At 44.0% G+C, this 13,077-nt stretch carries 14 protein-coding genes and 2 pseudogenes; 12 read left to right on the forward strand and 4 right to left on the reverse strand.

The genetic code is table 11. The features are described from left to right. Positions 1-395 precede the first annotated feature (395 nt). Positions 396-779, reverse strand: a complete 384-nt coding sequence (locus JNUCC31_RS25500) for a LysM peptidoglycan-binding domain-containing protein (protein WP_192265826.1) — start codon at positions 777-779, stop codon at positions 396-398. Between the two features lie 151 nt (positions 780-930). Here JNUCC31_RS25500 and JNUCC31_RS25505 point away from each other — a divergent pair. The 8 genes and pseudogenes from JNUCC31_RS25505 to JNUCC31_RS25535 form a co-directional block, all read left to right on the forward strand. Beyond that, a pseudogene (locus JNUCC31_RS25505) lies at positions 931-1,098 on the forward strand (SUMF1/EgtB/PvdO family nonheme iron enzyme); the annotation flags it as partial. Positions 1,099-1,324: 226 nt separating this feature from the next. Continuing rightward, entirely contained in the window at positions 1,325-2,971 is a 1,647-nt protein-coding gene (locus tag JNUCC31_RS25510; protein WP_192265829.1) for a helix-turn-helix domain-containing protein, read from the forward strand. Positions 2,972-3,086: 115 nt separating this feature from the next. Then, positions 3,087-4,058: an iron-hydroxamate ABC transporter substrate-binding protein gene (locus JNUCC31_RS25515; protein ID WP_192265830.1), complete on the forward strand. Its 972-nt coding sequence runs from the start codon at positions 3,087-3,089 to the stop codon at positions 4,056-4,058. A 12-nt stretch (positions 4,059-4,070) separates the two neighbouring features. Further along, positions 4,071-5,075, forward strand: a complete 1,005-nt coding sequence (locus tag JNUCC31_RS25520) for a FecCD family ABC transporter permease (RefSeq protein ID WP_192273325.1) — start codon at positions 4,071-4,073, stop codon at positions 5,073-5,075. Further along, positions 5,075-6,085 (forward strand): FecCD family ABC transporter permease, encoded by a 1,011-nt coding sequence (locus JNUCC31_RS25525; RefSeq protein ID WP_228469244.1) that lies wholly within the window; start codon positions 5,075-5,077, stop codon positions 6,083-6,085. Before JNUCC31_RS25520 ends, JNUCC31_RS25525 begins: the two co-directional genes overlap by 1 nt. A 343-nt stretch (positions 6,086-6,428) precedes the next feature. Further along, a complete protein-coding gene (locus JNUCC31_RS33890; protein WP_267132487.1) occupies positions 6,429-6,551 on the forward strand; it encodes a hypothetical protein in 123 nt (40 codons plus the stop codon). Further along, positions 6,548-6,823 carry a helix-turn-helix transcriptional regulator gene (locus JNUCC31_RS33560; protein WP_228469245.1) on the forward strand — a complete coding sequence of 92 codons (276 nt, stop codon included), beginning with the start codon at positions 6,548-6,550 and terminating at the stop codon, positions 6,821-6,823. Before JNUCC31_RS33890 ends, JNUCC31_RS33560 begins: the two co-directional genes overlap by 4 nt. 60 nt (positions 6,824-6,883) lie before the next feature. Next, positions 6,884-7,200: pseudogene (locus JNUCC31_RS25535) on the forward strand (NAD(P)/FAD-dependent oxidoreductase); the annotation flags it as partial. 112 nt (positions 7,201-7,312) lie between these two features. Here JNUCC31_RS25535 and JNUCC31_RS25540 read toward each other — a convergent pair. The 3 genes from JNUCC31_RS25540 to JNUCC31_RS25550 form a co-directional block, all read right to left on the reverse strand. Then, entirely contained in the window at positions 7,313-7,609 is a 297-nt protein-coding gene (locus tag JNUCC31_RS25540) for a putative quinol monooxygenase (protein ID WP_192265831.1), read from the reverse strand. An 83-nt stretch (positions 7,610-7,692) separates the two neighbouring features. Continuing rightward, positions 7,693-8,343 (reverse strand): nitroreductase family protein, encoded by a 651-nt coding sequence (locus JNUCC31_RS25545; protein WP_192265832.1) that lies wholly within the window; start codon positions 8,341-8,343, stop codon positions 7,693-7,695. A gap of 28 nt (positions 8,344-8,371) precedes the next feature. Next, complete coding sequence (locus tag JNUCC31_RS25550; RefSeq protein ID WP_192265834.1) at positions 8,372-8,791, reverse strand: MarR family winged helix-turn-helix transcriptional regulator; 420 nt, start codon at positions 8,789-8,791, stop codon at positions 8,372-8,374. A gap of 334 nt (positions 8,792-9,125) precedes the next feature. Here JNUCC31_RS25550 and JNUCC31_RS25555 point away from each other — a divergent pair, with 334 nt between their 5' ends. The 4 genes from JNUCC31_RS25555 to JNUCC31_RS25570 all read left to right on the forward strand — a co-directional run bounded on the left by JNUCC31_RS25555 (position 9,126) and on the right by JNUCC31_RS25570 (position 12,956). Continuing rightward, positions 9,126-9,647: a TetR/AcrR family transcriptional regulator gene (locus tag JNUCC31_RS25555; RefSeq protein WP_192265836.1), complete on the forward strand. Its 522-nt coding sequence runs from the start codon at positions 9,126-9,128 to the stop codon at positions 9,645-9,647. 120 nt (positions 9,648-9,767) lie between these two features. Beyond that, entirely contained in the window at positions 9,768-10,721 is a 954-nt protein-coding gene (locus JNUCC31_RS25560) for an SDR family NAD(P)-dependent oxidoreductase (protein WP_192265838.1), read from the forward strand. 139 nt (positions 10,722-10,860) lie between these two features. Continuing rightward, positions 10,861-11,097, forward strand: coding sequence for a DUF896 domain-containing protein (locus JNUCC31_RS25565; protein ID WP_192265840.1), 237 nt, complete (start codon positions 10,861-10,863; stop codon positions 11,095-11,097). A 431-nt stretch (positions 11,098-11,528) separates the two neighbouring features. Beyond that, positions 11,529-12,956, forward strand: coding sequence for an NAD(P)-binding domain-containing protein (locus JNUCC31_RS25570; protein ID WP_192265842.1), 1,428 nt, complete (start codon positions 11,529-11,531; stop codon positions 12,954-12,956). The last annotated feature ends 121 nt before the right edge of the window (positions 12,957-13,077 follow it).

Genomic DNA, 13,077 nt, shown 5'->3' on the forward strand with positions numbered 1-13,077 from the left:
AGGGCGTGTTTTTGTGTTGAATAGGCCCTATATTTATTCGGTTTGTGACTAGTTCCGGAGACAATCGTTAAGCTATGTTACCCGAAATGCGGGTATTCTGAAAGTTGCAACTTTATTTTTCAAAAAAGTTCAGATCATACATTGTTAATTTGTTCTCTCTTTAGAAAAAAATACCCTTGAGCACTGAAAAACTCAAGGGTATTTGAATTACATTTCGATCTGAGTTTGGGAAATGTTTAAATTGGAACTTTTCTTTGCCAACATTTCATCATGATAAGCAAGATGGAGAAAGAAACGGCAATGGGCATATCGGTAATCATTTGATTGACCTGGTCGGAAATACCACCGGTAGAGCCTGCTTATTCTATCGTGTAGATTAGCGTAACAGGTATAGATTATGCTTTTTGTCCATGCTGCATCGTCTGTTGTTGTATGGAAGTAGGCATCTCTGAATATGTCTTTTGGCACATCATGTTTGATATGCGCGGGATATACACGATTTCTCCTGGGCTCAATTGACTTGGGTTAGCAAGGTGAGGGTTAGCTTCCTCTAGAATGGAATGAGGCATGTTATATTTATGGCCGATCGAGGCAAGTGTGTCACCTGGATGGCAGCTATGTTGCGCGAATAACATGTCGTCTGAATTACCATCCCTAAAGAATGGGAAGAAAAAGGGTGAAAAGAAGAAGAAAGGGAACAAGAAACGACGGGGGAAAAACGGATGGGGAAACGGTCGAAAGAAAGGACGCCCGAACCCTCCTCCAAATCCACGATCCATAAAAAAAACCTCCTAAGAAATAGTCATTTGTCTATTCACTATATGACCCAGATAACAAAACGTTACTTAAATTCTTCTTCGCTACTCTGAGTAAATCATCAGGGCTTGCGATTTTTGGGAACGTATGGAGTCCGGTTAAAGAATTTAGAGTGTCGTCTGTAACTTGGGAGCAGATAGCTATCGTCTTCCTACAGAAGTGGAATGGCAGTATGCATGTAAAGCGGGAACAACCGGGTATCGCGAGCTTGATGAGATCGCTTGGTATGAGAAAAATTCGGAGGGCTTGGTCCGTGAGGTCTGCAAAAAGGAACCCAAAAGTCACAAGATGAGATTGTGAAAGCCGATCACGTTCTGTACCTTTGTCACGGAATATCTAATTCATGATTACGTTTTCTGTTAATAGTTAAGGAGTCAATCCGGGCGGGTTGCTCTGATTGATAGTATTCTGCAGGAAGACACGATGTTAAAATAGTCTTATACATCCGATAACGGAAATATCTATTTGCTACCCGCTAACAGGCATAACAGTCACGGAGGATAAGAAAATGAACAACTCGGAATGGGCAGAGTCCTATTTTCCAATATATACAGCAGACGGCATTCAATCATTGTATAGTACGTCAACCATGCCTATACATAGAATCCACGAGAACCTGACCGTTCTGTTGGCCGTTTCAAGTGGTAAGGGTTCACTTCATCTCGAGAATCACATGTACGAACTCACCGATGGTATGGTACTGCTTATTCCAGCGAAAAGTGATGTTGTTATACAGGGGGATCCGACGCATCCTCTTCATATATACACCCTCTCCATTAGTACGCAAGAACAGAAGGGGTCACTACCCATGGAAGCCATGGGACGGTCTAGTGTGCTTACAGCAGGAACCCATATTGAGTTTTATGAACCTGCGATTGCAGCACAGCTTGAGGAGCTGTATATGTATCGTTTACCTGGCAACGAAGTCAGACATATGCGCAACCAGATTCTGTTTCATCAAGTTCTGATGAGTCTGTTGGAGCGAATGGAAGCAAGATACATTGCGAGTGAGCAGCCATCCATGGAACGCAGCATTGCATTTATGGAGAACCATTTTAGTGAGAAAATAACAACCGAAGGACTTTCCGAAATTGCAGGGGTCAGTCGCTCTCACTACTCCACTCTATTTAAGCAGCTAACTGGATTTTCGCCTATTGAATATCTTTCGCGCCTGCGTGTTCACCGGGCCAAAGAGTTATTGATTAACGAGTCCGCTTCACTTCGTGAGATTGCGCTGAAGGTTGGATACAAGGATGAATTTTATCTCAGCCGCCGCTTCAAGCAGCAGACAGGAGAAAGTCCTTCAGGTTATACGCGCCAAAAGCCATTTCAACGTGTAGCTGTGTGGTGTGCACCGTATGCGAGCCATATGATGTTACTTGGCTTGGAGCCAACGATTATCATCTCGGAAAGCAGCGAATATGTGAGTACAGAGGGGATGCCCTCCCCTCAAACCATACGTTTTATCCATTCCGACAGTTCACCTGAGCTAGTAAAATCTGCTCTGCTGGAAGCTAATATTGAACTCATTATCGCAGCAAATCTGCATCTGACCCTTAATGAATTAAGCCCTGAACGCCTGCGATATATCGCCCCTATTGCCGAAATACCATGGATGGAGCTCGGTTGGAAAGAGCATCTGCGTTTGATTGCACAGGCGATTCAGAGAAGAGAACAGGCAGAACAATGGCTTTCGGAATTTGAAAGGGAGGAACAGCAGGCACGGGAAGCCATTCAACAAAGCCAGATTGTGAATGAGACGCTGACCATTCTTGTCATAAAACCAGATAGCTTACAAATATATGGAATCAGAAATGTCGGATATGTGATGTATCAATCGCTCGGATTACGTCCTCCGGCCAAGATTGCCCAGGAAATACAGAGGTATGGCGATCAATTTCATTCGATCTCTATCCTACTATCCGAACTACAAGATTACGAGGGCACTCGTATGCTCGTCATAGTTTTTCCAGATGAAAAAGGGTCAAAGGCCCACTCAGAAGTTATATTTAACTCGGAACACTGGAAAGGACTCGAGGCTGTGAAGCAAAATCGGATCTATGATCTAGAGCAGGAAGAATGGGTACCCTACAATCCGGTTTCCATTCGTTTGCAGCTCCGACGAGCTGTATCCTTATGGACGAGCATTCAATAATCCAAAGGTTTTCTCAAACAAAAAGGCATGGTTAGGTTCATCCTGCATGCCTATAATTAGCTATTGTAATGAGAATGATTTTCATATTCAAAGAGAAAAGGGAGAGAGTCATCTAATGAGAAAGCTTTTGGTTCCATTAATATTTGTTCTGGTTTTATTGCTTAGCGCCTGTGGAAGCAATTCAGCCAATGATACAACGGAGAATGCTGCTTCCAACGAATCCACTTCTTCGAACACGGATTCAGCAGTTTCTTCATCCGGATCAGATTCGGGCACGTTCACTTATGAATCGGAGACAGGCCCTGTGGAAGTTCCTTCCCACCCTCAACGTGTGGTTGTGCTGACCCGATTCCTGACAGGAAATGTGATGGCACTAGATGTACCACTGGTTGGCGTGGATGAAATGTCCAAGGAGAACCCGAATTTCGAAGAAAAACTGGCGAATACAGAGGCGGTTACCGACGAAAGTCTGGAGAAAATTATTGAGCTGAACCCGGATCTGATTATCGGCCTGTCTGATATCAAGAACGTAGATAAGCTGAAGCAGATTGCACCAACCGTCACCTATACATATGGTAAGGTGGACTTCCTCCAGCAACAACTGGAGATCGGAAAGCTTGTGAACAAAGAAAAAGAAGCACAGGCTTGGGTTGACGATTTTGACGCTCGAAGCAAAAAAGTAGGGGAGGAAATCAAAGCTAAAATTGGCGCCAATGCGACTGTATCCGTTATTGAAACGTTCAATAAACAACTTTATGTGTATGGCGAAAAATTCGGACGTGGAACGGAAATACTGTATGATCAATTCGGTTTAGGCATGCCAGATAAGGTCAAGGAAGCTACCAAGAAAGACGGATTCTTTGCTGTATCGAACGAAGTACTGAAAGACTACATGGGGGATTATGTAATATTCAGTAAAAATGTCGACGAAGACAATTCGTTCCAGAATACCGAAACATACAAAAATATTGAAGCGGTGAAAAATAATCGAGTATTTGAAGCGGATGCCAAGGCATTTTACTTCAATGATCCACTCAGCATGGAATACCAGCTGGAATTCTTTATCCAACATTTTCTTGGCAAGTAAACAATGAATGCGATGAAAAATAAACGACTTCCTTTTCGGTTTGCAACCAAGCTGCTGGGTAGTGTACTCGTACTTATCGTGTGCTTCATCATCGCTATGATGTTTGGTGCAGAAGAAACGACATTCCGCAATCTGTGGTTGACCCTGACCTCTGCGACTAAGAACGATAATATTCTTATTCTGCGAGAGATCAGACTTCCAAGGGAACTTGCTGCCATGCTGATCGGAGCGGCTCTCGCCGTCTCCGGAGGCATCATGCAGGGCATTACTCGCAATCCACTGGCTGATCCCGGACTGCTCGGTCTGACTTCAGGTGCCAATATGGCACTCGCCCTGGCTTTTGTTTTCATGCCAGCACTCGGATATTTTGGGATTATGGTCGCTTGTTTTGTTGGTGCTGCACTTGGAGCGGCATTGGTTATAGTGCTCGGCTCGATGCGGAGGGGAAGTTTATCCCCTATTCGTGTAGTGCTGGCCGGGGCAGCGGTATCCGCTTTTATGTATGCCATCTCCGATGGCATCAGTATCTTTTTCAGAATTTCCAAGGATGTATCCATGTGGACTTCAGGAGGACTCATCGGAACAACATGGGGCCAGATTCAAGCCATTGCACCTGTCATACTGATTGGTCTAGCCATAGTCCCATTCCTATCCAACCAAATCAATATTCTTAGCCTGAGTGATGAGGTGGCGACTGGACTGGGGCAGAAGCTTGTACTCGTCAAAACAGTTCTGTTCCTGCTGGTCATCGTGCTTACCGGAGCGTCGGTTGCATTGATCGGAAATATGGCCTTTGTCGGTTTAATGATCCCCCATATTGTCCGTAAATTGGTGGGCACGGATTATCGGTATATTATACCCGTATCCATTTTTTCCGGAGCATCGTTTATGCTGCTCGCTGAAACGCTGGGTCGAACGATAAATGCACCTTACGAAACTCCTGTGGTTGCCATTGCTTCCATGCTTGGTTTACCTTTCTTCCTGTTCGTTGTGCGTAGAGGGGGCAAAGCGTTCTAATGACGACGATGTCTACGCGAATTCGTAAGCAACGACTAATTCTGTTCGTGTGTTTGCTGCTGATCCTCATCACGGCTGTGGTAGGTATGAGCTGGGGGTATTCCTCATTGTCCTTCAAAAGGGTAATTCCGGTGTTATTCGGCCAAGGTACATTTAAAGAGGATTTTGTTCTGTTTTCGGTCCGATTACCCCGAATTTTTATTACATTACTGGCCGGTATGGCGCTTGCGCTGTCAGGCTCCATTTTGCAGAGTGTTACGCGTAATGACTTGGCCGATCCAGGTATCATCGGGATCAACTCCGGTGCAGGCGTAGCCGTTGCGATCTTCTTTCTGTATTTCCCGATCGAACCTGGTACGTTCGTCTATATGCTGCCGTTAGCTGCTTTTATAGGAGCATTGCTGACTGCGGCGCTCATCTATATGTTCTCCTTTAGCCGGACCAAGGGACTTGATCCCATAAAAATGGTGCTGGTCGGGGTTGGATTCTCAATGGCGCTGTCAGGCATCATGATCGTCATCATATCTTCGGCGGAACGTTCCAAGGTCGACTTTATTGCCAAATGGATATCCGGAAACATATGGGGGGCAGACTGGCCATTCATTTGGGCTTTGCTGCCTTGGCTGATTGTATTAATCCCGCTTACTTTGTTCAGAACAAGAAGACTTGATCTCATGGGACTGAACGAAGAAACAGCGATCGGAGTGGGGTTGAAGCTGGAGCGGGAACGCTTGGTACTCATGGTGATTGCCGTTGCCGCTGCGGCTTCTGCTGTATCGGTAACTGGTGGAATCGCGTTTATCGGTTTGATGGCTCCTCATATGGCCAAAGCGTTGGTCGGTCCACGTAACTCGTTATTCATACCTGTTGCTGTTCTACTTGGAGGCTGGCTTCTATTAATTGCCGATACGGTTGGGCGCAACCTGGTTGATCCTGATGGAATTGCAGCAGGAATTATGGTCTCCTTAATCGGTGTGCCGTATTTTGTCTATTTATTATTGAAGAAATAATCCAAAAAGCTTTAGAGGAATTGAACACCTAGCTAATCAGGCTATCTTTTGTCGTCAAGACAAGGGGTAGCATTTTTTTTGTAGTTTTGATGGGCAGAAGTAAAACTAGGTTGCTCCGTATGACTTGATTCGTGTGATAAGATAAAATAGGCACAGTTTAAACCGTTTCTAAAAAGATAGGTGGAATTACCATGACAGATGTGGATCAATTAGCTTCAATATTTGCAGATAATTCTTTTAAAATAGATGGAATCAATCGTTTAGTTTTGCAGCCTAAAAGTATATTGCGTGAATTCAGAACATTAAATCATGGATTTCTTTTTGTGATACGGGAGAAGCCAGCATGTCAGTGGATGGAGCGGTATACGAATTACAGCCCGGGTCCGTTTTTCATGCAGCACCAGGCATGCAGTTGGACTCACAAGTGAATGGCATATTATTTTATTTTAAGCCAACCCAAGGGTGATTGAATTACTGGTTATGCTGCAGGAACATGGACATTACATGAATCTGCTGACACTCGATGAGTTAGTTGGGTTACATGGCATGAGTTCAAAGCGTTTCTCCTACTTTTTTCACAAATACACGGGATTTCGCCCCATCGACTATGTCATCCATTACCGCATGGAGAGGGCGGGGGAGCTGTTGAGATCAGGTAATTACTTGATTCATGATGTTGCAATTAGTGTTGGCTGTAAATTTGGTGTTTCTCCTTCGGAATACGCTCACCTGTATTAAGCTTCCATTAGACAATAATACATCTCAGATTGGCGATTTGTGCATTCGCAATTTCAATTATTACATTATACAGTCAAATCGCTCTCCAGCTTCAAGGACAAAACGGTTCTGATCTCGGGTGGTGGTAATGCGGCGATTGATTGGGCGATCGAACTCGCCCTTATTGCCAAGCAAGTCTATTTAACGTATCGGAAAGATACGCTCAAAGGCCATGAAGCTGAAATATCACGTCTGGAGAACAGTCCAGTCGAATGCTTGCTAAAAAAAACATTGAGAAGCTGGTTGCTTCAGACGATCATCAACAGATTGAGACGGTTGTGCTGAAACGTAATGAGGACGGATCTTCATTGGAGTTGGCAGTGGATGAGGTCATCATAATGTTTTTCTTTCAATATCAAAAACCGCTCACCCGTCAGTATGACGAGGAGCGGCTTCTGTTTCACAAGCCGACGATGTTGTCGGTCTGCTTAATTAATGCACGGAGTCGTTTTAATGTTTAACCGCTTCTCCAGCGAATACTTCAACGTTCATTGGAGCGGCCATGAATGCTGCTGCTTGTTGTACAAAAGTCTGGAAATGTTCGCTTGTGTTGTGGGAAGCTGTAGCGGCCTCGTCTTTCCATAACTCAATCATCGTGTAATGATGTTCGCGTTCTGTACTTTTAGCGAGATCATAGCTGATGTTGCCTTCTTCCTTGCGTGTTGCAGTGATCAGCACTTTCGTTGCGTCCAAAAAAGCTTGTTCCTGATCTGGTTTAACTTGCAAGTGAGCGTGAATGATAATCATAATATTCAACCTCCATTAGTGTAATTAGAATGTGGTTATTGTTTCTGAACATAAAGGTGCTGGGACGAAAACATTTCCAAATATTATGCCCAAGTCGTAATTTTCTCAACAGGAAGACGGTAGGAAGGATGACCTTCTTTGGCCGATTTACCGATCGAGATTAACATTACTGGTTGGTAACGATCTTTATCCATACCGAAAGTTTCAGCAATGTGATCTTTCTCATAACCACCGATTGGGTTAGTATCATACCCATGAGCACGTGCAGCCAGCATCAATTGCATGGAAGCCAGACCTGCGTCAATCAGATTGACATCGCGAAGAGCAGAAGCGGGCATGTTATCGTAGTAAGGTTTAACAGCTTTCATTTGCATATCTTTGACTTCTTGTGGCATGTAACCAAGCTCAACCGCTTTGCTGAAGATTTCGTCCATATGTTCCGCATTGTTCATGTCAATGAACACACCAATAACAGCGGCAGAAGTCAGTACTTGATTCTGATTGAATTTGGCAAGGGGAGCAAGCTTTTCTTTCCCTTCAGCCGTATCTACGACCAGAAAACGCCATGGCTGCATATTAACCGAAGAAGGTGCGCGTGAAGCTTCTGCCAGAATTTCTGTCATTTCTTCACGGCTGATTTTCACTTCAGGATCGTATAGTTTTACAGACCGGCGGCCGTAGGTAATTTCGTTAAAATCATTTGTTTTTTGAAAAGTGCTTTGGATTGTACTCATGTAATGGTTCTCTCCTTTATATTTGGGTTTAGAAATTGTTTTGCATACGTTCCAGGAAATCAGCAAGCCGATGAATCTCTTCTTCGCTAAAATCCTGTAGAATCTGATGGATAAAGTTGGTTTTCTCTACCTTATAACCTTCGATTTGCTTCCGTCCTTCGTCCGTAAGGCGGACAAAGGTGACTCGGTTGTCTTCCGGATTTTTACGTCTGGTGACCATCGAATCGGCTTCAAGCTGCTTCAGATGGCGAGTGATCGCCGCACTGTCGATATTAATGATCTTTTGCAACATGGACTGATTAATCTCGTCAACCTGATCCAACTCATGCAAAATCTCAAAGCGCGATGAGCTGATGCCCGTACAGCGTTCGAACTTGGGGCTGATCTTGTTGCCCAGCCCGTTAAGCAGATTGATGATCTGCTCTTCCTTTGAAAAAACACGTGTCATGACTAGACCTCCCGGGTGAATCTCGACCATGAACAACGGCTTATGTGAACAAAATACATAAAGTTGCCATTATACAGTGCCATTACCTTAGTCAGTATCAGTAATATCTGCTAAATTAATCATTGACGTATCAATATTTGATGCATCAATCATTGATGGCTCAATTAATATATCACGACTGTTTTGATTTTGCAACAGGGTAGAAATGTGAAGATGAATCCATTCCAAAGCGGGCAGTCTTCTGGTAGCAGAGGTCCCTTTTGCAATGAATTAAAATTTCCTATATACTTCAAGCTATTGATCAATTAATAACTATGAATGGAGGTTGGTTCTCATGGCTAAAGATGCAACAGTTTCCGTTAATCGTCGTGACGATATCATATCCGCTGCTATTGAGGTGTTTGCAGAGATCGGCTATTTCCGCGCGACAACAGCTCAGGTGGCTGAAAGGGCCAAAATTTCGCAACCATATATTTTTCGTTTTTTCAAAACCAAAGAAGCTCTATTGCTAACAGCACTGGAGGTATCCTGGACAAGAGTGATTGATTCGTTCCGAATTGTGGTGGAGACATCTACTCCTGATCAGTTGGAGAACGAATTGATTGAAGCCTATGAAGAGATTCTTAAATCTCACAAGAACGAAATTTTGCTGCAAATGCAGGCGCAGACGGTTCAGGAAGAAGTGATCCGTCAGGCGATGCAAAAAGGATTTGGTGAGGTACGATCCATGGTGTTAGAGGCTTTCACAGCTGCAGGCATTGCCAATCCGACGCAAAGAACGATGATATTTCTGGCAATAGGCATGTTATGTAATGTATCGACTGCGCTGGATATGCCAGAGCTTAAAGATAGATAGAAAGGGAGAAATAGCCCTTTTTGAAATTTAGTTATTGATCAATCACTAATTATGCGTTATATTGTTTTTAAGTTAGTGATTGATCAATAACTATTTGAAAATGAAAGAGGTTGATTTGAGATGAAAAAAGCAATCGTTATTGGTGCCACAGGCGGTACAGGTGCTGCAATTACAGAAGAACTGGTCAAAAAGGGGATTCCAACGATCGCCTTTGGTCGTTCACGTCAAAAGCTATTGCAACTTGCAGAAGAGCTGGGTTTACCGGATCATCTTCAGATTGCTGTTGGTAATGCTTTTCAACCGGAAGATATTGTTGCTGCTGCTCAAGAAGTGGATATGATGTTTCATTGTGCGAATGTACCGTATCACGAGATGGAGAGCAGATTGATCCCGCTGGGTGAATCTGTGATGCAGGCAGCCGAACAATTGGGGCTGAAGATCGTGGTGATTGACGGGATTTATCCTTATGGCAGAGCACAAATGAAAGAGGTAACAGAGGAGCATCCGAAGCAACCCCATACTCGAAAAGGGAAAACCCGACTGGCTTATGAGCAGATGTTATTTGCTAACAAGTGGACTAAAGCTCAAGTGATGATTGTTCGATTACCGGATTATTATGGGCCAACGGCCAATCAGGCTTCCTATTTGGGATCTACTCTTGAAGCGATAGCGAAAGGAAAGATGGCCTTTTTTATCGGAAATATGAAGACTCCACGAGAATATATCTATTTGCCCGATGCAGCTGTTATGGTCGTGAAATTGGCAGGGAAGGACCACGCTTACGGGCAGAACTGGAACATCCCTGGCTCGGGAACGATATCTGGCAAAGAACTTGTACGAATTGCGCAAAAGGCAGCGGGTACATCCAAACCAGTGATGGCCTTAGGAAGGATTGGGCTTTCATTGATTGGCTTGGGGGAGCCAGTGATGAGAGAAATTGTGGAGATGTTATATTTGACACGAGATCCTCTGGTATTAAGCAAAACGAAGTATGAGCGAAGCATCGGTCCGATTGAGGCGACGTCTTTTGAGGATGGAATTACACGAACTATCCAGGAATTACAAAGGAGATAGCTTAATTATTTGCTCGATTGTAATTGATTAATCAATAAATATTAAATAACTTCACAGACAGGGTCCTATTGACATTGGGATGAGAATCAATTAGATTTACGGATATTCCTCATCATTAAATGGCAAGCGAGGTGATTCCATGATTCCTATTTTGGGACGCATTAACGAATTAAGCAGAAAGCAACGCAGCACTGGACTGACAAGCATAGAACAAGCCGAGCAACACGAGCTCAGACAACAGTATTTGAAGGCCATTCGAGGTCAGGTGCTTACAACGATGCTGGGTATGTCCGTTGTGGACCCTTTGGGCAACGATGTTACGCCTGAGAAATTAACGAATGAGAAATTACAGCGTCGTGAACAGGAAGGCAAGTAGATTTCTCTTTTGCGACTTATTCATGAGACGATGTTCATATCGTTTAACCCTCTTCAGACAGAACGGGTTTAGTCCCCGCTCTGTCTTTTTGCATTTTTTATAAAAATGATCGGAGGGGTACATATGTATTGTTAACACCAACCATTTAATATGAGATGTTTCGTTAAGATGAACAAGTATGTTAGTTATTTTTAGATATGATGACAATAAACCTGCCGTTAACTTCAAAATGAGAAAGAGAACTCATATAATAACGCTAATATATCTAACGTAATTCATGGTCAGCATGAAAATAATTGTCTTATTGCTAATTAATTTACACCAATATGACACAAGATTCCGAAACGACCATACAACAAAGCAATCTAATCCACAACCTAAAAAAGAGAATTACTTGATCATATCGTGCATCTTGAAAGGGCTGATGAATAATGAGTCTCGAATCTTTGAACCAACGTGTAGCACAGGATCTCGCTTTTTTGGCGTATGGTGGAGCAGATTGGATACGCCCGCGAGAACATGCTGAAGGTCACATCTATGATGTTGTTATCGTAGGGGGTGGGCAGAGCGGGTTGGGAGCTGCTTTTGGATTCCTGCGTGAGCGAATCTCCAACATTCTGGTCATCGATGAAAATGCCGCGGGGTTGGAAGGACCTTGGGAAACTTACGCCCGAATGGTAACGTTGCGTACACCGAAACATCTGACCTCCATAGATTTGGGAATACCATCTCTAACGTTCCGTTCGTGGTGGGAAGCGAAAGCTGGTTCTGAGGGATGGGCAGAGGTTGATAAAATACCGCGAAGCGAATGGATGAACTATCTGCGTTGGTACAGGCAAGTGCTCAATCTGCCAGTGTTGAATGAAGTGAAACTAACATTGATTGAACCTGCGGATGAAGGGATACACAGACTGCACATCTCCGGTGCAGGGGCTCCATCCAATGAACTGCTGGCTCGCAAGGTGGTCTTGGCCACTGGCATTCAGGGAGGTGGAGAGTGGCATGTACCGCCTCTGATTGCAGAGAAGCTCTCTAAACATCTGTATGCACATACGTCGGAAATAATCGATTTTGAACAGTTGAAAGGTAAAAGAATTGCCATACTTGGTGGTGGGGCTTCTGCCTTTGATAATGCGAACCATGCACTTGCGGCAGGTGTATCTGAGGCTCACGTATTTGTACGGAGAGAACGATTGCCAAGTGTAAATCCAATTCGTCAGATGGAACAATCCGGTATGATTGAGCGATTTCATGTTCTCTCGGACGAGGATAAGTACGCAGCCATTTCACATTTTTTCAAGTATAATCAGCCACCTACGAATGATACCTTCAATCGGGCAGCTGCATGGTCCGGTTTCCAATTACATCTTCAAGCACCTTGGCTGGACGTGGAAATGAAAGATGGAAAACCGGTCGTGACTACACCGAAGGGCCGTTTTTCCTTTGATTTTCTGGTCATAAGTACAGGCATAGTGAGTGATCCGGCTCTCCGTCCTGAGCTTCGGATGGTCGAAGCGCACATTGCACGCTGGGCGGATCGTTATGAGGCCCCGACTGAACAACGGAATGACTTGCTGGACGCACACCCATATCTTAGTCCCGGATTCGCATTGACCAGCCGAGATGAAGAAGGAGAACATAAGTTGCGAGGCTTGTTTGTTTTCAACTACTCTGCACTTGCGAGTTGCGGTCTGTCCGCTTCAGCGATATCGGGGACACGTAATGCCGTGCCGAAATTGGTTTCGGCTGTAGCAGACCAATTGTTTCTGGACGATCGTGAGCAGATTATGCAGCAATTTTTCGAGTATAATGAGCAGGAATTTACCGCAACCTGGACAAAGAGCGGAGTTGGAATTTGAAAATAAAGAAACAAAGTACTCGAATGAAGGATGTACCTTCATATTGAGTTCCATAAATGACCGTACAGCACGTTAATACGCTGTACGGTTTTATTTTTATCGATGTACATTTACGGTTGCT

Origin of the sequence: Paenibacillus sp. JNUCC-31 (assembly GCF_014844075.1) — a bacterium.
GTDB lineage: Bacteria > Bacillota > Bacilli > Paenibacillales > Paenibacillaceae > Paenibacillus.

Bases quoted from the DNA above. Each gene is read 5' to 3' on its own strand.
- JNUCC31_RS25500 (WP_192265826.1), bottom strand. From the start codon at position 779: ATGGATCGTGGATTTGGAGGAGGGTTCGGGCGTCCTTTCTTTCGACCG.
- JNUCC31_RS25510 (WP_192265829.1), top strand. From the start codon at position 1,325: ATGAACAACTCGGAATGGGCAGAGTCCTATTTTCCAATATATACAGCA.
- JNUCC31_RS25515 (WP_192265830.1), top strand. From the start codon at position 3,087: ATGAGAAAGCTTTTGGTTCCATTAATATTTGTTCTGGTTTTATTGCTT.
- JNUCC31_RS25520 (WP_192273325.1), top strand. From the start codon at position 4,071: ATGAAAAATAAACGACTTCCTTTTCGGTTTGCAACCAAGCTGCTGGGT.
- JNUCC31_RS25525 (WP_228469244.1), top strand. From the start codon at position 5,075: ATGACGACGATGTCTACGCGAATTCGTAAGCAACGACTAATTCTGTTC.
- JNUCC31_RS33890 (WP_267132487.1), top strand. From the start codon at position 6,429: ATGTCAGTGGATGGAGCGGTATACGAATTACAGCCCGGGTCCGTTTTT.
- JNUCC31_RS25540 (WP_192265831.1), bottom strand. From the start codon at position 7,609: ATGATTATCATTCACGCTCACTTGCAAGTTAAACCAGATCAGGAACAA.
- JNUCC31_RS25545 (WP_192265832.1), bottom strand. From the start codon at position 8,343: ATGAGTACAATCCAAAGCACTTTTCAAAAAACAAATGATTTTAACGAA.
- JNUCC31_RS25550 (WP_192265834.1), bottom strand. From the start codon at position 8,791: ATGACACGTGTTTTTTCAAAGGAAGAGCAGATCATCAATCTGCTTAAC.
- JNUCC31_RS25555 (WP_192265836.1), top strand. From the start codon at position 9,126: ATGGCTAAAGATGCAACAGTTTCCGTTAATCGTCGTGACGATATCATA.
- JNUCC31_RS25560 (WP_192265838.1), top strand. From the start codon at position 9,768: ATGAAAAAAGCAATCGTTATTGGTGCCACAGGCGGTACAGGTGCTGCA.
- JNUCC31_RS25565 (WP_192265840.1), top strand. From the start codon at position 10,861: ATGATTCCTATTTTGGGACGCATTAACGAATTAAGCAGAAAGCAACGC.
- JNUCC31_RS25570 (WP_192265842.1), top strand. From the start codon at position 11,529: ATGAGTCTCGAATCTTTGAACCAACGTGTAGCACAGGATCTCGCTTTT.